This is a genomic window from Nostoc sp. UHCC 0251, from assembly GCF_034932245.1.
GTDB lineage: Bacteria > Cyanobacteriota > Cyanobacteriia > Cyanobacteriales > Nostocaceae > Nostoc.
Window position 1 is genome coordinate 20,628 of record NZ_JAYGHD010000298.1, and the last position, 22,763, is coordinate 43,390.

Sequence of the window (22,763 nt, forward strand, 5' to 3'; positions counted from 1 at the left end):
ATTTGTCATTAGTCATTTGTCATTAGTCTTTGAGATACCACGCGCACAAGGGGCAAGGTATGTACCAAAAGCTCTTGATCAACAAGTGATTCCTTAGAACTCAATTCAGGCAAGATATCCAAAGTTGTTGCTTCTTTGGCGATCGCATCATAAAATAACTCTTCATACCGATCTAGCGCTTGCTCAAAGGAATAGTTTTCTACTGCAAACTTTCTTCCTTTGCAGCTTAACTGTGCTGCTAATTCCGGCTGATTATATAAATCCAATACTGCCGCAGCTAAAGCATCTGCTGACTCTGGCTCAACGATAAGGCCGCCACCACTTTCTTTGATGGCTTTGGCAGCAGTCCCAGTGGCGGGAACTGAACCCACAATTGGGCGGCCACTGGCTAACAGCAGTGGTATTTTAGAAGGCATATTGAAGGAAATCACATTGCTTTTTTGCACAATCAAGCCGACATCTGCGGCTGCTAACATTTGTGGTAGTTTTTCTCGCGGTTGCAATGGTAAAAGCAAAACGTTATCTGCACCACAAGCAAGACAATGTTTTTGCAACCTTTCCAGGGCTTGGGATTCGCCGGCAATGACAAAAACAATTTCTTTTAGATGACGCAAGCGAGATGCTGCTTCTATTACTGTCTCCAAACCTTGCGTCAGAGCAATATTACCTGAATAAAGCACTACAAATTTACCATCAAGTTGATGGGTAGCCCTCCAGGAGTTATTCTCCTTCGGTAAAGGGCGGATAAAATTTAGATTCACCCAATTTGGAATGCAGGCAATTTTATTAGCAGGTACACCTTTATTTATTAAATTATCTACAAAGCCATCGGCAATCACGCTAATGGTATGTGCAGTTCGGTAGGCAAACTTCTCTAAAGCTTCCAGAGCCTTAATCATCAACTTATTTTTAATAAGCCCAACACGCACAGCAGCTTCCGGGAGGATATCTTGCACATTTAGTACTACTGGGCAGTTGTATAGCCAACCGATTAAGATTGCAGGTAAGCAAACTAGTAACGGCGGCACTGTTAAGAGTATTACATCAGGTCGCTCACCCTTAAGCGCTTGTGGCAAACTCGTAAAAACAAAGCTTAACTCTAGAAGTAGCCTATCTATAAGGTTAGGTTTAGACTTAATCCGCAAATAACTACGCTGAATAGTCACACCATTTTTTTGTTCAGTAACGTATAATTTCCCTCGATATCCATCGTAAATCTGACGTTGAGGATAGTTAGGCATACCTGTGATTACCCGCACTTGATGCCCTCGCTTTACCAGCCCTTCTGCTAGTTCAGTCATCAAAGGGGCAATACCAATTGGCTCTGGATGATAATTGTATGAATAAATCAGAATTTGCATGAACTCTTAATGTCCTAAAAGCACCTTGATAATGCTGGCTTTATTAGTTGTATCCAGTTTTTATCTCCCTTGTTCCGGATTTAATAACTTGAAGTTATCGTAAAGTGTCTTACCGCCGAGAGTGTAGCACTGAATTTATTGAGATGGTGCGTTAGCCAAGGGCATAACGCACCCTACGAAACTGTTAGTCAAGCATGAGAACTAAGCACTGTTTTTCCAGTTACTTCTCTAAACTGAAGACTGGCTTTTGTTGTCCACGTTTCCGCAATGTGACGGTAGCAGCCCCAAGTCCGAGCAATGCTAAACTCAGTGCTGAACTTGGCTCCGGTACCTGCTTTTTGTCTTCTATATTTAGCACTTGGACGCGACCTTGGAAGAAATCGCCCACATAAAGCTTGTCATCTTTGAGGGTTGTGCCACCCGTCCAGTTAAATCTGCCGGGAGTGAGGTCGAGGGGGTCGCCAAAAGGAGGGCCGGTTAATGCTGGAGGCGGTACAGGATTACCTGATGCATCTAGGGCTGGTTGACCGAAGGAAGTCAAGAAGTTACCGTTTTTATCAAACACCTGAACGCGGCTATTGATAGAATCAGCTACATAAATATTCTCTTGGTCGTCCACTTCGATGCCAATTGGCTGAAGAAACTGTCCAGGTTCGCTACCTGCTGAACCAAATGCCAACAGAGGATTACCAGTTGGATCGAGTATTTGAACGCGGTTGTTATACTGGTCAGCTACAAAGATATTTCCACTAACTGGGGAAATTCTCACACCTGCTACACCTTGGAATTCCCCAGGTGCAGTGCCCAGAGTGCCACCAATGACACCAAGTGGCTGTCCGTCAGGTGTGAATTTAAGGATTCTTTCGCCGTTAAAATCACCAACGTACACGTTGCCAGTTTCGTCAAATGTCAAACCAGATGGCCCAAAGAAAATCCGATCATTTACGCGAGGAGTAAAATCTCCGTTTGCAAAGGATCTAATAAAGTTACCCTGAGGATCGAATTGATTGATGCGGTTGTTGTAAACATCACCTGAATACAGATCCCCTGTTACTGGATTGAAGTCTACAGTTGTTGGCTCGTCAAACTGCCCAGGCCCTGTGCCACCGGAGCCAATTGCTCCAATATACTGACCGCTAGGATTAAATATTTCAATTTTGTTACCAAGGTCGAAGTTAGGACTACCATCCGCCGGGTTAATACCGCGTCCGTTAGCTATGAGGGTATTTCCTTGGCTATCCACTGCTATCCCTTGGGGGACAAACAGTTCTCCAGGGCCGAAGCCAGGACTACCGATACTTCTGTCGTAAGTTAATGTTACAGCATTGGCTTGGGCTGCTGTTGCCAGCACCATGAATCCAGTACCGAGAATGCCGATTGAGAAATTTTTGACTAATCCCATGAGTTTGAAGTCCTGGTTGTAGGAGTGTATACTCTTTCCTAGACTAATTTTGTTCCCAGTCCTAGTTCGGGAACCCTAATATTCGGGCTGCTGCCTCCTGTTTGAAATGCAACTTTCTGTGTGAGGCAGCAGCCTATTTTCTAACCATTACCTGACATCAGGTAATGAGGAATTAGACTATCTCTGCTTTGGGTAGCAATTCACCCAACTTGTCTTGGCGTTTGCGCTTGGCGATCGCACCAGTTGCGCCTACACTAGCAAGTGCTAATAAGCTAAGTATTGAAGTAGGTTCGGGGACTTTTTCTGTAACGATACCATCCACCCGAACAACCGATCCTAGTTCTGGGCCAACACCGCGCTTGGTGATGTATATTTGCCCGTCAGGGCCAATATCGATTCCAGCAGACGATTCCAGCCCTTCACCGGCAGCAACCAAGGTTGTACGAGTTAAATCTGGAGCAACTTGAATCAGAGAACCGGGAAGGAACCGTAAGTCACCCTGCAACTGAGACTCATCGCCGAACTGCAACACCAGCAAGTTGCCTTGATCATCAAAGGTTAAGTCTGTGATTTGCGTAAACCCATCTAGGAAAACCTCTGGGTTGCCATCCTCGCCGATGCGGAAGATCCGCGATTCATTTTCTGGATATGGAAAACCTGAGTATTCGGCAACGTACAAGGCTCCATCGGGGCCAATCGTGCCACCTGTAGGTACTGATTGAATTGCGATGTTTCCTCCTGGAAGTATTTCTACTAACCCTGGAGGTAGTTCTTGTCCTGGTGGTAAAGGTGGCAATGTTGAAGCACTAAGAACTTTCTTGGGAATTGCGATCGCCTCAGACTCACTTCCGTCAAGTTTGACTTTGTAGGCGGTGTTTCCACCCCCGTCAACGACATAAGCAGTATCACCATTAACGGTTAAATCAAACGGATTGGTAACTACATCCCCACCATCTGGGTTATTAGTGATTTCATACTTGCCAAAGTCGAAAATACTTTCTATTTCCCCGGTATTCAAGTCAGCTTTGAAAAGTTGTGCTAAAAGCGGGGTATTCAGTACTTCATCCGGTGTGGATGGCGGGAAAGTAACAAGTTGCTGCTCTGGAATTGGGAAATTAGCACCAAGGTTAAGTGATTCTAGATCACGATTTCCTGGATAACCGGCAAACCCAGTTAGAAGATAAGCATTCCCCTGAGAGTCGAATTGTACGTCTTGAATACCAGCGCCTTGGTTGCCACTGGGTTGCTCTGCTATAGATTCAAAGTTATTGAATAGACGCTGTGTGGTGCCATCTGATGCAACTTTGACTAGTGAACCACTATTGCCAGCACAGATAGGCTGAAACAGGGTACTTGGAGATGGTTGGCAATTTCCGTTTCCTCCGATACCTGGCTCTGCTACGTAAAGAGTACCGTCAGGGCCAAAGCTAACACCCCGTGCATTACTGACTCCATCGACAATTGTCGTTAGCGTTGCAGCTTGTGCAGATGTTGTTCCACAAATAGCAGCAAAACAAAATGTCAGAGATGTAAGAGCAAATGATTTGAGTTTCATACCTTTCAAGGGAGATTAAGAGTTACTAATTTCGGGAAAGTTTTATGGTTTTAAAGAGAAGGAATCCTAGTCCCTGAAGAATGCAGGGTAAATATCCTTGAGAGGCACTGATATTGGTTTGAAACTTTTTACTTGAGCGCCACAACTCTATCTGTGAGAGGTTTAGAGTTTCTTTTCTTGTTCAACCAAGCAACGCCAAAGGCACCGATCGCTAATACACCTAAAGCAGAATTAGGTTCAGGGACAGATTTGATATTTTCAATTCTGAGAACTTGTCCACCTCCAGGGCGATCGCCTCGGTTTGTGACGTATACTGCACCATCAGAACCAATAGTCAGGGCGCTAGGCGACTCTAATCCATTCCCACTTAGCAGAATTGTGCGTGTTCCATCGGGAGCCATTTTGATCACAGAACCATCAAAATCACCCTTCCAAGCTGACTGATTGGCGTACTGCAAAGCATACAAGTTGCCATCAGCATCAAATTCCAAGTCTGTGAGTTGGGTAAAACCATCGGCGAAGACTGTTGATAAACCATCAGCACCGGCTCGATAGATTTTTGCCCCACCTTCAGGAAAGGGAAAACCTGTAAATTGGCTGACATAATAATCGCCATCAGGGCCTTTGGTCACACTTGAGGGTACTGGTTGAGTTGCAAACTGCGATCGCACCTCTTCACCTTGAGATGGCACTTGTGCTGGTTCATTGGATGGTGTACCGGAGGGTGGAAAAACTGGATTAGTTAGGATGTCTTGGGGAAACGCAACTATCGCCTGCAAATTACTACCATCAGCGTTAACACCGAGTAAGTTGTTTGCACCTGCATCAACTGCAACTAACTTATTGCCATCTATTGCAAAACCCAAGGGATTGCTACCCACATCACCACCATCGGGATTGTTGGCGAGTTCATAGTTAGCTAAATCAGCAACACTCGTCCAGGAATTGGTATTAAAATCGGCAGCGATAATTTTACCGAGGTCAGTGTCACCTAAATTGCGATCGCGAAAGGCTGGATCAGCCCCATACCCAATCAGAACATAAGGTTTACCTGTAGCATCAAATTGGATGTCACGAGGCCCAGCGGCTCCAGTACCATCTGGTAATGCTAAGGAAGGAAGTCCTGTAAGTATGCGCTCAGTCTTACCATTCTCAATTTTGGTAACTGCTCCACTTGTGCCATAGCATAAAGAATAACCTTGACCACTTGGTGGTGGAACACAAGCTCCATTTCCCCCGATTCCCGCCTCTGTAACATAGAGATTACCATCAGGGCTAAAGCTCAAACCTCCGGCATTATATAGACCGTCGGCGATTACCGAAAATGATCCGGCTGACGCAGCTTTCATTCCAGAAAAAGTGGCAACACAAAAAGAGAGGAAAGTAATAGTAAGTTGTTTCAGTTTCATATTTTGTCCTTTGTCATTAGTCATTTGTCATTTGTTAGTTGACCAATGACTAATGACTAATGACTAATAACTACCTCCTCTTGAGTTTTTGGTAGATAGCTCATTCCCCGATCAAATGATTGGAGGTTGCCAGCTTTGGCTTCGAGCAAACGTTTGATATTCATGCTCTCAGCACCAAAGTCTTCAATCTGAAGTTTGCCGTGGCTGACAGTTCCATCTGTTTTCCAGAATGTGATTCGATGCAGGATGAAACCTGAAGCTTCGGGGTCAGCGAATGCGTAGGCGGTTGGGATGAGTAAAGCTACAGAGCGCTGATAATATTCATAATCTGGATAAAAGTGTTCCTGTTCAACCAAGTAGTATTTACTCAGACTATGAACCCGCACGGAAACTTTTACCTTCTGGTCATATTCATCTTTGAATTCACCTGATTCAATTCCAATCTCGCCATTTGGGCGTAATAAATGTGCCCACTCATCTATGTTTTTTAGGTCTTTTAAGTATTCAATACCGATTTCAATTGGGGCATCAACATAGATAGTATCAGTATCTATAAAGTGGCGACCTTTGGCTGCTGCGGTAAGACCAGATTTACGTTCCAAATTACCTTTGAGAGAACGACACTCGGAAGTGTGTACCGTGTGAATTCCCTGCATGATCATCTGAGTTTGCCGTTTTGGATCGACAAAGCTCAACCAGTGAAAGTAAACGCCTTTTTCATCTGTTCCCGGCTCGATGTAGTCGGTGGGAAATAACAAAACAGGGTAAACCTGAAAGTATTTCTGATACTCTAATCCACAGTGCCATTCAATGCCGTAGAAAAGCGGATTTTCTAGTTTTTTAACATGATAATAGAGATTTTTGTGATAACCAGATGCAGTTCCGAGCCAAGTATCTTCGTCAACTTGCTCTTTCATCCGGCTATAAAGCGTCCATTCGTCTAAGTTTTTTAAACTACAAAGGTACTCAAAGGCGCTTTCTGGTGAAGTAGCAATGTAAGCTGATGTTGCAAAGGTATTCTTTTCCACTTTTTACTCCTTAAGATAATAACAATTAAGCTGCGATCGCTTTAGTCTTACTTCGCTTGCCACTCTGGATACGGTCTTCTGCTAATCGTTTAGCAGCATCATTAGTAGTAACTCCCTGCTGTTTAGCAATATCAAAGATTGCTAATAGCGTGTCATAAATGTTATGCACTTGTTTGAAAGCTTTTTCTTCGTCATAGCCAATCATTTCGTTGTAAACATTGATTAGCCCTCCGGCATTAATTACATAATCAGGGCTGTAAAGAATCCCTTTTTTGGTAAGCATCTGACTATGTAGTTGCTCATTTTCCAATTGATTATTAGCTGCACCAGCAATAATGGAAGCTTTTAAGAAAGGAATTGTATGACTATTTAGAATTCCTCCTAAAGCACAAGGAGCAAAGATATCTACATCAAGAGAGTAAATTTCGTTGGGTTCTACAATAGTTGCGCCAAAAAGCCTTTTTGCCTCTTCCACTTTTACTGGATCTACATCGCTAACAAAAAGCTTGACATCATGCTCATGTAAGTGGCGGCAGAGGTTTTTACCTACATTGCCTAAACCTTGCACTGCAACTTTCATGCCATCAAGTCTTTTGCTTTGCCAACGAGACTCTACAGCAGCTTTAATTCCGAGAAAAACTCCTAGTGATGTTATGGGAGCAGGCCCACCAGACTTTTCTGATACCCCAACAACATGTTTAGTTTCTTGGCTGATTGTCCGTACATCATCAGGGGTAATATTAACATCTTGTCCGGTAATAAAACGTCCATTCAGACTGTTAACAAAACGCCCATAAGCTCTCAACAGATCATCTGTTTTATTTTCAGGATTAGCGATAATGACTGCTTTGCCACCACCAGCCGGGATATTAGCGCAGGCGGCCTTATATGTCATCCCACGGCTGAGACGAAGTGCATCTTTTAAAGCAGCTTCTTCGTTGACATAAGGTAAGATTCTTGTAGCTCCCATTGCTGGGCCCAAGGTCGTGTCATGGATAGCAATAATTGCTTTAATTTCGGGATTTTTACCATGACAAAAGAGAACTTGTTCGTGACCCATTTCTCTAACAGTTTCAAATAGCAGCATTTTCACCTCTCGATATTGTTTGGAATTGGTTAGAGAAAGTAATTACTATTACAAAATGTAAAGATATAGACACAAAAACACTCTCGAACATTAATATTGAGTGAGTTAAAAGAAAGACTTTAGGATTCAAAAATCAAAAATTTAAAATTCCAGTTGATTGGGTATAGTTTTGGCTGGAATAAAGTTTTTAAGGCTTCTAAATCCATCCTTTGTCTTTTGCTGAATAGACGAATCCAAAACTGGATTGTAAAGTCGTCTTGTTGAGATGTTTTAGTGTCTATAACAATTGAAGTAAATTGCCAAGTTTTACAGTTAAACCATTGGAAATGAAACTTGCTTTGCTCCATTTTTAGCTGCACTTGATTTGACTCCTTGTGCTGCTAAACTTTTATTACGTGCCCCAGAAGGTGCTGGTCGATCAGCATCAATCACTACATCAATGAGAAAGGGAACATTTGATGCGATCGCTTGTTCTAATGCCGCTTCAATATCCGACTCTCTGACGACTACGAGCGCTTCTGCTCCCATACCACGAGCAATCATGGCAAAGTTTGTTGGTGGAAGTGTTGCATCTGCACCTTTTAATCCCAAGGTTTTCATCCCTTGATGGCACATGTTGTAACGAGCATCGTTGAGTACAATCCAAATCGCAGGAATTTTGTATTTCACGGCTGTGCTGATTTCGTTATTCATCAGCATTGCTCCATCGCCGACAATCCCTACAGCCTTGCTATTGCTCGCCAGCGCTGCACCCAATACTCCTGTGACGGCGTGGCCCATTGCGCCGACTCCGGTGCTGACTCGGTAGCGATTGGCTTCGGAAAATTGGAGTAGATGAGTTGACCAAGTAAACGAGTTACCACACTCCGCCATGATTACGGCATCGGTATCTTCAACAATCATCTTTTGAATTGCTGCCATCAACACTTCTGGCCGCACTGGATAATCTACCTCTGGTGCAGGTTCAATTGCTTTGTGTTCTGGACGAGGTAGTGGCAAAGTTGTGGAATCAGGAGCATCTGGAAATTGCTGCAACAACTCTTCCACAAAAGCTTTGATGTCAGACCGAACTCCAAAAGTTTCAACGTGTGGATAAGCTACACCTGGCACTTCGGGATCAATATCTACATGGACAAAACCTCCTTTTGGAACCATCGCCGAACTCCAGAAGGAAGTCGGTTCACCAAGGCGGGTTCCTAATACGAGTGTGCGTAGTGGAGGTTGCTGTTCCATATAAGTTAAGACGGAAGCATGACCGCCTAAACCTGTGACACCCACAAACTGGGGATGATCTTCGGGGAAAATGCCTTTACCACGGGGTGAGCACATGACGGCTGCTCCGGTTCTTTCTGCGAGTTCAAGGATTTCCTCTGCTGCGTCACGCGCACCGAAACCAACCCAGATGGCAAAGGGGCCAGATGATAATAACTCTACAGATTTAGCGATCGCTTCTTTTGAAGCAGTCATCGGAAACGGAGTAACATCTAGCTGGGGTAAAGCTATATTCTCAACTAAACTTGTCTGCACTGCGGTGGGAATGCTCAGATGAGCGACAAATCCGCCTGGTTGTGCCATAGCCAGAGCCAATTTGCGGAAAATCTGCGGTAGTTGAGCCGCAGATTCAATAGTAATTGCATAGTTGAATAGCGCTCCTGAGGTAAAAATTCCTCCACTGGGCAATGTGTAAGTGCTGGTTTCTTGAATTGCCCAACGTCCACGCTGCGGTGCTGAAGTACAAGCCGACACTAAAATCACCTTTGCACCTTCACCACGAGCCGCAAATAATCCGGTGAGGGCGTTAGTGATCCCCGGCCCGGCTGTGGTAAAAACTACAGTGGGGCGATTATTGGCAAAGTATGCTTCGGTGGCTGCAAATGCTGCTCCTGCTTCATGGCGGAAGTTCAACACTTCAATAGTGCTATTTGACAGCGCACCCCAAAGGCTGGCCATCGCACCACCTGCAACACCAAAGGCGTAGCTTACTCCCAAATTTACCAACATCTGAGCGATCGCATCGGCAACTGAGAGCGTTGGGGGTGTTTCGTTGTTTAAAAAAGGCTGAATTTCCTCATTATTCTGCGATTTATCAAGCTGACGGGAGTCAGACACAGACTCTACATATCTGTTTGCTGGAAATTCCTTGTATGGCTCAGTGGTGATGAGAGGAGAGTTTGAACCAGTATAATTTTGACTCATTAGTTTCACTAATTATCAGGAAGTTACATAAAGCTCTTGAGTTTACAATCACAGCAATAAAAACATTTTATACAAACAACCCTGTTGTTTTTAACAGCTATGACGGAGCTTGGCCGTTCATAAAAACGGTTAATCGCTGCTGATTGATGCTTGTGAGCGCAGTAACAAAAAATTTTTACAAAAGCATACAGCAATCAATACTGTGCTTCTTGTAACCAGAATAAAGGAGATGAAGAATATTGTGCAATCAAAAATCCTTTGATGAAGGTGTCAAATTTTTCGCTTCTACTATGATGACTACAGTGCTTAAGTAGGTTGGCGGGGAAAAATTAAACCATATAAAGGTATACAAACGAGCATTTAAGCTTAGTTCAAGCACTTCTCATAAACTTTACAAAACTACACTTAGTTAAGTTTAATAACGCTGACTCAATTAACGAGCCGCTTGGATAAGTGCTTATATTGTTATGGCCACTATAATCAAAACCTATTTGCAATGAAAAATCTTTTGATGAAGCTGTCAATTCTTTCGCTTTTACCGTGATTGCAACATTTCCAGCTTAGTGATTGTGAAAGATTGATACACTGCGATTGCCATTAAGACTGATCACAAAATTTACAATAGAAAATCTTTTGATGAGGCTGTCAATTCTTTTGCTTTTAGCTCCCCTAAAGCCGTTAAAAATAGGACTTTTGAGAGGTTTAGGGGATCTCTTGTGCGTAAGCCCTACGAGTCTTCCAGCCTCACCCCGAAGGAGCTAACAGTTCAGGAAAAAGCTTGATTATTGGCTCTTGAACTGGCCGTCACAAATTATCCGAATTAAAGCATGAGCCTAACTACAAGAATTTAACGGTCTTTATATTGCCACCAAAAACTGATTGTTGCAATTATTTGTAACTATAAAGACATAAATACTTAATTTTTATCTTACCTTTGAGAGATGACTAAATACTAAGTATGTATTGATTTGATAAATTTTATTATTTTCGATGTATATTTTAGCATAAATCCCGTACATTATCAATATAAATGTTTTTTATGTAACAAAAAAGCATTAAAATTACGTAAAATGCCCGTGATATCTCTAATACAAATGTATTTCTAAGGACGGATGACTAAGCATCTTCTTTATAGCTAAATTCCTGAGAGAGTAAGTTAAGATAATTTAAGAAAATAAATGGATGAGTAAAATTAGTTCATTTAAGCCAACCCCAGCACTGCAAATTCATTTATGTTGAGAATCAAACGACTCTACACCAGTAGTTTGTCAAAGCGCTTGGTTGCGGAAAGGTTAAAGGATAAAAATTCTGATCTTTTAACCTTTCCCCAGTCGAAGCCCAGCAATTTTAGGTTGGTGAACCATAAGGCTGAAGTTAACTCTGGTGCAGGGCTAGTACCGCAAGGCGCAAGTCATAAGTCACGCATAATTCTATTACTGGCTTTTGCGCCATTTGAAATGGTATGTTGATTTTTGCGCCTGTTGTACTAACTTAAATATAAAATATCTTTTCTACTTAATAGATTACAAGTTTTGAACTCTTCTTTAATAAGGTTTCTTGACTAATCTGATTTGATTCGTCTAAATTTTTTGTTGCTATAAAAAGCTGTTTAATTGAATAAAAATTTTAAATATTTAAGTTTTTTTTAGGAAAGTTTTGTTTAATAACTCACCTTTTATTGGTATGATAAGTTTTGTTAACTTAATTAGTAACATTTTTTAATTTACTAACTGATTTTATTTTTTAATAGCCCAAGAGTGACCCAAAGATTTTAGTAAGTTATGACTATTAACTCATTAATGGCTATGGTACTGATTGATTACCAGGAGGAAGTAGGAATATGAATTCTGGCGATTATACATTAGCTAGATCAAACGATCAATGGGTACTACAACCAGAAGTAGAGATGAAGTTTGCTCACTTCCTAATAAATCACGCTGTAGATGCTGCCTTCTGTTTAGGAGAAAATGCACAATTTCTCTACGTCAATGATGCCACTTGCCGAATGACTGAGTATTCCCGTGAGGAATTACTTTCCATGAGGCTGCATGATATAGACATAGATTTTTCTCTACACAACTGGTCAGATATTGGCTCACAAGGTTCTCTTACCTTTAAATCTCGTTACCGGACAAAAGGAGGTCGGATATTTCTAGTAGAAATATCCATTAATTATGTAAAACAACAAGATATGGAATTTGGCTGTGCTTTTGCTCGTGAAATAAGCGACGAGATAGTAGAATTGAGCGTGCAAAAGTGGACTGATGGATTAAAGGATGCCAAAGACAATTTGCAACAGGAATTTTTTCAACTCAAGGCCAAAGAAGTAGAACTAGAAACATCTCTTTCTTTACTTCGTTCTACTCTCGAATCTACTGCCGTTGGTATTGTTGCAGTTAACTTTGAGGGAGATATTCTGAGCTTAAATCAGAAATTTGTGGATATGTGGCAGATCCCGGAGTCCTTAATACTATCTAAGAAATGTCCTCGATGCAAAGCCTTTTTTGAGAACCAACTTAAAGACCCACAAGCCTTTAGTCGGCTGATTTGGGAAGTGTCTAGCCAATCTGATTTCGAGAGCTACGACATTCTGGAGTTGAAAGATGGGAGAGTTTTTGCCCACTACTCTAAGCCTCACTTATTGGAGGGCACAATTATTGGTAGAGTGTGGAGTATTTGGGATATTACTGAATCGAAACGAACTGAAGAAGCATTACGGCTGAACGCAGCTAGATTTCGGACAATAGCCGAAACAACAGATACCATCACTTTTCTGATTCAAGGCACGCGGCTTTGCTATATAAATCCAGCAGTAGAGCAACTGACTGGCTACACAAAAGAGGAACTGCTAACAGGTTTTGATCTTCGCCGACTGATTAAGAGCAAAAAACGCAGACAGATACGTAAGCAGGATGAAGCAGCTAAGTTTGAATACCAGGAAATGAATATTCTGACAAAAAACGGTACAGAACGCTGGCTAGCTTGTGCGGTTGTAATGCTCGATGGAGGGCTGGATTTTGGTGGAAAACCAGTAGAAATGATTGCAGGTATCGATATTACCGATTACAAATGTGCAGAATTAAATCTTAACCAAGCTTTAGAACAAGCAAAACAACTTAGTGAACTTAGAGCGCGTTTCCTTTCTATGGTTTGTCATCAATTTCGGACACCACTGAATATTGTTTCATTTTCTAATAGCTTATTAAAGGAAGAAGTAGACAAACGTACACAGAAGAAAATACAACCACTACTGGATCACATTCAAAAAGCTACCGAACAACTGAGTCAGATGTTGGATGATATTTTGTTCTTCTCTAAGGCAGAAGCAGCAAAAATAAGCTGTGAACCACAACCACTTGAATTAGTGGAATTCTGTAAAGATTTAGTTGCACAAATGCAGATGAGCGTTAGCCAAATTCCGATTAATTTTGTAAATCAAGATAACTCTTTAACAGCCTGCATAGATAAAAAACTGTTAGAGCCGATATTGAAGAATTTGCTAGACAATGCAATAAAGTATTCTCCTTCCAAAATTGCAATTGATTTAAAACTAGCTTGCAAAAATGAGAAAGTAATTTTCCAGGTCAAAGATAGGGGGATTGGTATTTCAATAGCAGATCAACAACGAATATTTGAGCCATTTTACCGTGGTACTAATATTGATAGTATACCTGGTACTGGATTAGGGCTATCAATTCTTAAAACCCTTGTTGATTTACATCACGGTCAAGTCTCTGTAGACAGTCAAGTTGGTGTAGGCACTACGTTTACTGTGATGTTGCCATTAATCAAATCAGAGTTTAGTAGTTCCGAGTTATGAATGTTGACATAAAGATAGTTCTTTATTAACAGCTTAACAATCATAACTCTCGGAACGAAGTCATTAATTTCATGCCTATTTACATACTCACCAAAGAGTATAGTAAGCAGCTTTTGCAAAAAGTTATGGTAATACAAAATGATGTACGAATCGTCAAAGAAAATTCTCGTCATTGAAGATGATAACGTTACCCGTAATCTTTACTTAAAGGGTCTTGAGGCTAAAGGTTTTGATACGATAGGCGCTAATAACGGCCTTGCTGGTATCCAACAAGCACAAGAGCATATACCCGACTTAGTAATTTGCGATATCACAATGCCTGATATGGATGGTTATAACGTTTTAACTACGCTACGCCAAGATCCTCTTACAGCAATTATTCCCTTCATTTTTCTGACGGGCAGTAGTACCAAGGCAGATGTTCGCAAAGCTATGGAATTGGGAGCAGACGACTATCTTACCAAACCCTCTACACTAGACGAATTGCTCAGAGCGATCGCTATTCGCTTGCAAAAGCAAGCTACTCTTGAATACTGGTGGGCTATGAAATTCGAGAAAGCTCCAAAATCAGTATTTGCAGATAATAGTGTTAGTGTTGGAGTAGCCTCTGGAACAGAAGCACCTGATACAGAAATGATGGTTCCTCCTAAGTCAATCTTTCCCTACATTCCTCAATTAAAAGAAGTTTTCGACTTTATCGAAGCCCATTATCATCAAGGAATTACTTTGTGTGATGTGGCTCTTGCTGTTGGTTACTCACCGGCTTACTTAACTAACCGAGTAGCAAAGCAGACAGGAGAGACTGTAAACTGCTGGATTGTCAAACGTCGGATGGCGGGAGCTCGTTTTCTACTCCAAAATAATGATCAGACAGTCGAGAAGATAGCGAAAGCATTGGGCTATCAGGATGTGTCTCATTTCTCCCGCCAGTTTCGCCAACATCACGGTTTACCTCCCCAAGCTTGGCGCAAAGAGCATCAACTTGTATCGCAAAAACAGGTAGAACTTTGGCAAAATTGCTGAAAACGTAAATACAGCATTTTTGATCAGTTGCACCTGCGGAATCTGGAGTATATGCATCTTCCCGCTTCAGGCAGTATTTCTATTCCCGGTATTGCATAGTTGCGGGATAATTTAGCAACTTCCGAAATTCTCCCCCTGCTTGCCTCAATTTATCCCACTGTTCTGCAACCGCCCCATTTGCATTGTCCGTTATTCTCAGAGAGCAACCAAGTTATCCACTTTAAATAAATAGTTGCGTAAACTCATATATTAAATCCACCCTGCCTTTACGTAACATGGCTGGATCTAATCTTTCAGTAGTATTGCAAGTCATTAAAACAACTAAGCGTTGCTGCATCTGAATACCAGACTCATCAATTACACTTTGATACAAAGTACCATCCAACAAACTCAGAATGTGTTCGGTTTTGTTATTGTATTGCGCTACCTCGGAAGCACGATTTTGCGCTAGATTATCAGCTTCGTTAATAACGATACAAATACGCTCTATGTAAGTTGGAGGAACAAAGTTAGCGATCGCATCATGATCTAAAATAAAAATTACATACCCTAAAGGTACAAGAATTTCTTTTGCTACTGCCTGTGTCCAGACTGTTTTACCAGTACCTGGTTGCCCATGTACAACAACCGCTAACTGGTTTTGATTAAGAATCGCTTGTTGTACAGAATCAGTAAAGTTTTGGATATCTGCTGGAAATGTGCGAATGGCAAATTGACTATGAACCTTGCCTACACGGCTTTGATATCCACTCAGCATAACTGCTAAGTCGTAAGTCGCTTTGTTAATTAGGGGCGCGAGATTTTTCGCCATTAAAGTATATTGTCGTCGCCCGCGATCGTAGGGATCAATTTGCAACCAAACGTCAGACTTTCCCCAGTAAGCATAAACAGTATTGATAACGTCTAAGCGTTCCCAGCTAACAAATTTGTCTATAGGAAAATAAAAATCTCTTTCTGAATAATACTGGGTAATAATATCAGGATTACCCAACACTCCTAAAACTCGCAGTACAGTAATTTCTTGCAGCCGATTAAGAACATAATCAATGGGAATACTACTACGACTAACAAATTGAACGATAGGCGTTTCCGTACTCAAAACATCTTTATACCGATGATCTGGTGAGTGAGGATCTGGCGTGATGTAATTCCAAAACTTTTCAACTTCGTAACGGGTATTATCAGATACAACATTTAATAAATTAGCCCACCAAGCATAATTATTTCGTCCCAAAATATCAGCAACATTACTCGCCAGATTCAAACTTTTTTGAGCTAATTCGTGAGAGTCACTATACAACAGTTGCCACAAAAACCCCCAGTCTAATTCTCGGTTAAATGGTCGCCAACCGCTAGCAAGCAAGCTTTGCCGGGTATTATTCCCAGGAGTGCCATCATTGCTTCTAAAATAGTCAAAATCCATATTTGTTTACTTATACAGCGTTAATCGAATTATTTTGTGTTAAGTATGAGATTTTGAAAAACTTTTCTCGTTATATTAACTAACTGCGTACAAATGGTAATTTTATTTTCACCGTGCTGTCCTAGCTAAGAAACCTTTTTAATTTAACTCATCCTTTATGTAATATACTGTATTACATTAAAACTACTTATGTCAAATTTTTTAGCAAAGCAATTGCTAATTGAGGGTTTACTTTTAGTTCTTGATATACCTGCGCCATTCATCCATCTCTAAATGAGGAATAATCTCGTCTACGTGTAATTACTGATCACAGTATTAACTATTGCAATATATCCAGAGAAGCCTAATACCTTTTTTGAAGCCAGCTTGATGTTAAGTTTATTGACTTGCTTGTTTATTAGTCATAGTATTTTGATAAAAAAGTAATATAAAATAATCTTTTTTTAGAAATTTTCTGTTTTGATTTTCTAATAATTACCACTAGCGATCGCTACATTAATAATGTTGTACCGAAAGCCAATAAACAAGTTGCAAAAATTCATCCAAAAACAAAGTTATTTACATATAGGGGTTTTCCTAGCAACTCTATTGAGCATCATATTGTTCAGTTGGGTAGCACTCTCGCAGCAACCAGTTACCCTGAATCTGTTAATGACTGCCCCTGACGCTCAACCTTGGAGACAGGGTTTGATTAAAGATTTCGAGGCTGAAAACCCAGGTATTCGCATTAACCTGGTTGAGGGGCCGAATGCCACAAATTTACTCGAAGACCTGTATACTTCATCTTTTATTTTGGGTGAATCCCCTTATGACCTGATCAATATGGATGTGATCTGGACATCCAAGTTTGCTGCTGCTGGATGGTTGCTACCTTTAGGCGATCGCATTTCTAAAGAAGAGTTGGCAGCATTTTCATCCCAGGATGTAGAAGGGGGACGTTACCAAGACAAACTGTACCGCATTCCGGTACGTTCTGATGTGGGAATGCTCTACTACCGGGAAGATTTAATCAAACAAGCAGGATTGCAACCGCCAGAAACCTTTGATGATTTGATCCGAATTTCCCAAGTATTGCAGAAGAAAAATCAGGTGAATTGGGGCTATGTTTGGCAGGGCCGCCAATATGAAGGACTCGTGGCGATGTTTGCAGAAGTCCTTGATGGCTTTGGTGGCTTCTGGGTTAATGCTGACACCCTCGAAGTTGGACTAGATCGACCGGAAACATTACGAGCCATTGAATTTCTGCGTAGTACTATTAGCGAGGGCGTTTCTCCTCCTGGAGTCACGACTTATCAGGAAGAAGATACCCGGCGCTTGTTCCAAAGTGGTCAAGTAGCGTTTTTACGTAGTTGGCCATATGCCTGGCCTTTAGCTCAGGCAGAAAATTCGCCAATCCGGGGTAAAATTGCGATTAAACCGATGGTTCACGCTCCTGGGCAGACGGGAGCAGCTTGTCTAGGGGGCTGGGGTTTAGGGATTTCTAAAACCTCTAGACATCCCGAAGAGGCTTGGAAAGCAATTCAATATTTTACCAGCCGGGAAGCACAACGCCGATTCATTTTGACCGCAGGCTATGTACCAAGTCGCCGAGAATTGTTTACAGACCCAGAGATTGTTGCTAAATACCCCCACTATCCTCAGTTATTGGAAGTCGTGGACAATGCCGTTTTACGTCCACCAATCGCCCAATATGCTCAGACATCAGATATTTTACAACGTTATCTCAGCGCCGCCCTATCCGGTCGGATGAATCCTGAACGCGCAATGCAAGCTGCTGCTGCGGAAACGCGCCGACTGCTAGAAGCAGGGAGCAGGGGGCAGAGGGGGCAGAGGGAGCAGGGGAGGCAGGGGGAGAAGAATTAATAACCAGTCCCAATGACAAATGATAAATGACTAATAACTAATGACAAATTTAAATACACTCAGAAGTCGAGAACAACAAACAGCATGGATTTTATTAACACCCGCATTACTGCTGCTGTTGTTTGTATTTGCCTACCCGATTTTACGAGCATTTTGGTTAAGCGTATTTACTAGAAATCTGGGAACGGAGCTACAACCCGTATTTTCTGGTTTGGACAATTATGTGCGGATGGCGGGGGATGGTCGTTTCTGGCAGAGTTTGTGGGCGACGACTGTGTTCACGACAGCATCAGTAATCACAGAACTACTGCTAGGACTGGGGATTGCCCTAGTTCTCAACCAGGCGTTTTTTGGGCGGGGCATAGTGCGTACAAGCGCGATTATACCTTGGGCTTTGCCTACCGCTCTGATTGGTCTGGCGTGGGCTTGGATTTTTAACGATCAGTTTGGGGTTGTGAACGATATTCTGCGGCGGTTGGGACTGATTGAGACTGGGATTAATTGGTTAGGAGATCCAACGCTGGCGATGATAGCAGTGGTTTTTGCTGATGTTTGGAAAACTACACCTTTTATCAGCATCCTGTTGCTAGCTGGCTTACAGTCGATATCAAAAGACCTCTATGAAGCTTACTCAGTTGATGGGGCAACTGCTTGGCAAAGCTTTCGCAATATTACCCTGCCATTGCTGCTGCCGCAAATCTTAATTGCAGTGCTATTTCGGTTTGCTCAAGCTTTCGGAATTTTCGACTTGATTGCTGTGATGACTGGGGGTGGCCCTGGTGGCGCTACGGAAGTGGTGTCATTGTATATTTACTCCACGGTGATGCGCTACTTAGATTTTGGTTATGGAGCAGCCCTTGTAGTGGTGACATTTTTAATATTGATTGCTGCGGTGGCGATCGCTAGTTTCCTGCTTAACAAATACCGTGCCAAAACATCAGGAGCCATTTAACTCATGAGTGTAACACCACAAGCAGTTCCAACGACTCCAAAACCAACAGGGAAAACCAAGTTTTCTCTGAAAAAAATCTTGCTGCCTATAATAGTTGCATTAGTGGTGATATTCAGCCTAGCGCCAGCTTTATGGCAATTGCTGACCTCCTTTAAAGTGAATGAGGATATTGCCGCCGTTCCTACTGTCTATTTCCCCACGCGATTCACTTTCAATCACTACATTGAGTTATTCACCCGTCGTCCATTTTGGCGCTACATCTTCAACAGTGCCTTTGTATCGATTACTTCTACAGCTGTAGCTTTAGCGATCGGCGCACCTGCTGCCTATGCCCTGGCACGGTTACGCCCTTGGGGTGAACGAGCTATCCTCGCCAGCGTTCTAATTGTTACCTTATTTCCTGGAATTCTCTTATTCTTAGGACTGTTAGAAATTATCCAGGCGCTTAGATTGGGCAACAATTATTTGGCGCTGATTATACCCTACACTGCAATAAATTTGCCGCTAACAATTCTAGTACTTAGAAGCTTTTTCCAACAATTACCGAAAGACTTGGAAGATTCTGCTAGGGTCGATGGCTACAACACTTTTCAACTTTTGTGGCAAATCGTGCTACCTATGACCCTTCCCGCCTTAGTGACTACTGGAATTCTCACCTTTATTTTTGCTTGGAACGAGTTTATCTTCGCTCTCACGTTTATGACGCGTGAAGAGTTGAAGACAATTCCCGTTGCTGCTGCTCAGTTGGGTGGTGCGACAGTATATGAAATTCCCTACGGCCCGATCGCTGCTGCTACTGTCGTCGGCACATTACCCTTAATTTTACTAGTGTTGTTTTTCCAACGTAGGATTGTCCAAGGTCTTACTGCTGGTGCTGTAAAAGGATAAGTAAAGATGGCTAAACTTGAACTTATAAATTTGAATAAAACTTTTAATCCCAAAGTCGTCCCTGTCAAAGACGTTAGCTTAACTGTAGATAACGATGAGTTTCTCACATTACTTGGCCCTTCTGGCTGTGGCAAATCCACCGTTTTACGCATGATTGCGGGTCTTGAAGAACCTACTCGCGGTCAAATTAAGATTGGGGAGGTAGATGTCACCTATAAACGAGCAAGCGATCGCAACATTGCAATGGTATTTCAAAGCTATGCACTCTATCCCCACATGACAGTGTACGAAAACCTCGCTTCTGGACTCAAGCTGAAAAAAGTACCACCTACAGAAATTAAACAGCGAGTGGCAGAAGTGGCAGAAGTTTTAGGATTAGCAGAGTTAATGAACCGCAAGCCTGGTCAAATGTCTGGAGGTCAACGCCAACGGGTTGCTGTCGGTCGTGCTTTGGTGCGTAATGCTGATGTATACCTGCTGGATGAACCTTTAAGCAACCTGGATGCACTACTGCGGGAACGAGTCCGAGCCGATATCAAGCAAATTTTTGCAGCCCAAAAAGTACCAGTTGTCTACGTCACCCACGACCAAACCGAAGCGATGACGCTCTCTACAAAAGTTGCATTGCTCAACGATGGCTATGTCCAGCAACTTGACCCGCCTGACCGCATCTATAACCATCCAGCTAACTTATTTGTGGCTGGATTTGTTGGTAGTCCGCAAATGAATTTACTGACTCTACCTTGTCAGGGAAAACACGCAATCCTGGGTAACTTCCAACTGCTTCTTCCAGATATACCAACTGTACCACCGCAGATTGTTCTGGGAATCCGTCCAGAAGATGTCCGCATTGCTCAACCAGGTGATACCCAAACTATCCAAGGGCGAGTGTTTTTAGTGGAAAACTTGGGTATGCACTATTTAGTCAGTGTCAGAATTGAGGGTTTACAAACCGGAGCGATTACAGTACGTGCTTTGTTGCCAACAGACAAAAATTGGAGTGGCGAGGATATTACATTAGCATTGCCCCCTGAGGATATTCACTGGTTTGATGTTCAATCTGGCCATGCTCTTGTTAGGAGACAAATGTTAGGTATCAGGAGCTAGCAGCCCCTTTGGGGAAGTCAAAAGTCAAAAGAATTGTATTCCAACCCACATTATGCATCAATACAGTTCAGATAAGACCAAAACACTTGTAGAGACGGCGATTTATCGCGTCTCGAAAACCCACAATTTTGTACAATTAGCCCTTAACCCAAGCGTATTGCATTATGCATGAGTAATTATGCCCAAATTATTGCCCTCCGCAGTTGTTTTGTCAAAACCGGAATTTTTATAAAACGGCTAAAATTCAATTCTGGCAATAAATTCTGGCTTTTTCTTATCTATGGGGGATGAGCGAAGTTTTTACTACATGAAGAAAAATGAACTAAGCTAAAACCCTATTGCCTATTGCCTTATCCCAACGACAATTATTTACGCCGACTTACTTAATCTGGTTCTTCTTGTTAATCAAGTTGAGTATTTGCCATTAATTTCTATATAACCCTCTGAAAGATCGCAACCCCATACAGTTGCAGAGGCTTCACCAATATTCAGGCTAACATGGATATTTACTTGATCTTTGGACATAATTTGCCGCAACTGCTCTAAATTTTCATTAGTTAAGCTACTAGGATAAACTTTCACATTATCAAAACTAATAACAACTTTTTCTGGATTTATTTGCTGTTCATTTTCACATTTGCCTATAGCCATAGCAACTCGTCCCCAATTAGGATCTGCTCCATAAACGGCGGTTTTTACTAAGGGTGAATTGACAATTGCTTTAGCTACTGTTTTAGCTTGTGCATAGTTAATTGCTGAATCTACAGTCACCTCAATAACTTTGGTAGCACCTTCTGCATCTCTGGCAATTTTCAGCACCAATTCTTGGGCAACTTCTTGCAATGCACTGGCAAAATCTGCCTCTGAAACTTCACCGGCTATTCCATTAGCTAGAATCACGGCGGAGTCACTAGTTGAAGTGTCGGTGTCTACGCTCAGGCAGTTAAAGGTTTTATCTATAGTAGAGCGAAAAATAGAACGAAGGCTATTTGCAGAAATTGCAGCATCAGTAAAAAAGAAAGTTAAAAGGGTAGCCATATTAGGCTCAATCATGCCGACACCTTTGGCAATTCCTACTAGCTTGGCATTGCCTATTTGGCGTGTAACTAATTTCGGTACTGTATCGGTGGTCATAATACCACGGGCTGCGGCATGAAAATCAGCAGGAGTCAAATTTTGCCCCAATCCTAATAAACCTGCCCGGATTTTTTCAATTGGGTAACGTCTGCCAATTACACCTGTAGAAGCTATCACAATATTATGTGCAGCAATTCCAGTTTCAGTTGCAACTAATTGCAGAACCTCTTGAGCATCAGCGATGCCAACAGAACCGTTAGCTACATTTGCATTCTTAGATATAACGACAATTCCTTGTGCTTGCGAATCTTTTAAGTTAGTACGGCTAATCGTAACACTTGGCCCGGCAAAAAGGCTTTGAGTGAAGACTCCATCAGCAACACAAGGAACTGATGATTTAATAAATACAAAATCCTCAGTTGTATCTCGTATTCCTAAATTAGTAATAAATGCACTAAAACCCTGAGGTGCGGAAGATGTATTTGATGACATTTTTCAGATTTGATAATTTTGATTAATTATCTCATACCATTTACAAAAATATTTACGATACATGAATCGGCTGTAAGAGC

The 22,763-nt window shown here is 41.9% G+C and carries 15 protein-coding genes; 6 read left to right on the forward strand and 9 right to left on the reverse strand.

The annotated features are described in order from the left end of the window. Positions 1-8: 8 nt before the first annotated feature. The 7 genes from VB740_RS22115 to scyA form a co-directional block, all read right to left on the reverse strand. Complete coding sequence (locus tag VB740_RS22115; RefSeq protein ID WP_323202054.1) at positions 9-1,361, reverse strand: glycosyltransferase family 4 protein; 1,353 nt, start codon at positions 1,359-1,361, stop codon at positions 9-11. A gap of 220 nt (positions 1,362-1,581) precedes the next feature. Continuing rightward, a complete protein-coding gene (gene scyF, locus VB740_RS22120) occupies positions 1,582-2,763 on the reverse strand; it encodes a scytonemin biosynthesis PEP-CTERM protein ScyF (protein ID WP_323202055.1) in 1,182 nt (393 codons plus the stop codon). Positions 2,764-2,935: 172 nt separating this feature from the next. Further along, positions 2,936-4,318 carry a ScyD/ScyE family protein gene (locus VB740_RS22125; protein ID WP_323202056.1) on the reverse strand — a complete coding sequence of 461 codons (1,383 nt, stop codon included), beginning with the start codon at positions 4,316-4,318 and terminating at the stop codon, positions 2,936-2,938. Positions 4,319-4,446: 128 nt separating this feature from the next. Further along, complete coding sequence (locus VB740_RS22130) at positions 4,447-5,727, reverse strand: ScyD/ScyE family protein (protein WP_323202072.1); 1,281 nt, start codon at positions 5,725-5,727, stop codon at positions 4,447-4,449. Between the two features lie 56 nt (positions 5,728-5,783). After that, positions 5,784-6,755 (reverse strand): scytonemin biosynthesis cyclase/decarboxylase ScyC, encoded by a 972-nt coding sequence (gene scyC, locus VB740_RS22135; RefSeq protein ID WP_323202057.1) that lies wholly within the window; start codon positions 6,753-6,755, stop codon positions 5,784-5,786. Between the two features lie 25 nt (positions 6,756-6,780). Then, positions 6,781-7,842 carry a tryptophan dehydrogenase ScyB gene (gene scyB, locus VB740_RS22140; RefSeq protein WP_323202058.1) on the reverse strand — a complete coding sequence of 354 codons (1,062 nt, stop codon included), beginning with the start codon at positions 7,840-7,842 and terminating at the stop codon, positions 6,781-6,783. Positions 7,843-8,154: 312 nt separating this feature from the next. Next, positions 8,155-10,038: a scytonemin biosynthesis protein ScyA gene (scyA, locus tag VB740_RS22145; protein ID WP_323202059.1), complete on the reverse strand. Its 1,884-nt coding sequence runs from the start codon at positions 10,036-10,038 to the stop codon at positions 8,155-8,157. 1,840 nt (positions 10,039-11,878) lie between these two features. Here scyA and VB740_RS22150 point away from each other — a divergent pair. After that, the gene (locus VB740_RS22150; RefSeq protein ID WP_323202060.1) at positions 11,879-13,858 is read left to right on the forward strand and encodes a scytonemin biosynthesis sensor histidine kinase; all 1,980 of its coding nucleotides are present in this window, start codon (positions 11,879-11,881) and stop codon (positions 13,856-13,858) included. A 138-nt stretch (positions 13,859-13,996) separates the two neighbouring features. Further along, positions 13,997-14,881: a response regulator gene (locus VB740_RS22155; RefSeq protein ID WP_323202061.1), complete on the forward strand. Its 885-nt coding sequence runs from the start codon at positions 13,997-13,999 to the stop codon at positions 14,879-14,881. A 220-nt stretch (positions 14,882-15,101) separates the two neighbouring features. Here VB740_RS22155 and VB740_RS22160 read toward each other — a convergent pair whose 3' ends face one another. Then, the gene (locus VB740_RS22160; RefSeq protein ID WP_323202062.1) at positions 15,102-16,304 is read right to left on the reverse strand and encodes an AAA family ATPase; all 1,203 of its coding nucleotides are present in this window, start codon (positions 16,302-16,304) and stop codon (positions 15,102-15,104) included. A 501-nt stretch (positions 16,305-16,805) separates the two neighbouring features. Between VB740_RS22160 and VB740_RS22165 the strand changes: the two genes are divergently transcribed. Genes VB740_RS22165 through VB740_RS22180 form a run of 4 tightly spaced genes read left to right on the forward strand, consistent with a single transcriptional unit; the run spans position 16,806 to position 21,114 of the window. Further along, positions 16,806-18,167, forward strand: coding sequence for an ABC transporter substrate-binding protein (locus VB740_RS22165; RefSeq protein ID WP_323202063.1), 1,362 nt, complete (start codon positions 16,806-16,808; stop codon positions 18,165-18,167). Positions 18,168-18,207: 40 nt separating this feature from the next. Continuing rightward, on the forward strand, positions 18,208-19,119 hold the full coding sequence (locus VB740_RS22170; protein WP_323202064.1) for a sugar ABC transporter permease: 912 nt from the start codon (positions 18,208-18,210) through the stop codon (positions 19,117-19,119). Positions 19,120-19,122: 3 nt separating this feature from the next. Beyond that, on the forward strand, positions 19,123-20,007 hold the full coding sequence (locus VB740_RS22175; protein WP_323202065.1) for a carbohydrate ABC transporter permease: 885 nt from the start codon (positions 19,123-19,125) through the stop codon (positions 20,005-20,007). A gap of 6 nt (positions 20,008-20,013) precedes the next feature. Beyond that, the gene (locus tag VB740_RS22180) at positions 20,014-21,114 is read left to right on the forward strand and encodes an ABC transporter ATP-binding protein (protein ID WP_323202066.1); all 1,101 of its coding nucleotides are present in this window, start codon (positions 20,014-20,016) and stop codon (positions 21,112-21,114) included. 405 nt (positions 21,115-21,519) lie between these two features. Here VB740_RS22180 and argJ read toward each other — a convergent pair whose 3' ends face one another. Beyond that, on the reverse strand, positions 21,520-22,683 hold the full coding sequence (argJ, locus tag VB740_RS22185) for a bifunctional glutamate N-acetyltransferase/amino-acid acetyltransferase ArgJ (protein ID WP_323202067.1): 1,164 nt from the start codon (positions 22,681-22,683) through the stop codon (positions 21,520-21,522). Between the last annotated feature and the right edge of the window lie 80 nt (positions 22,684-22,763).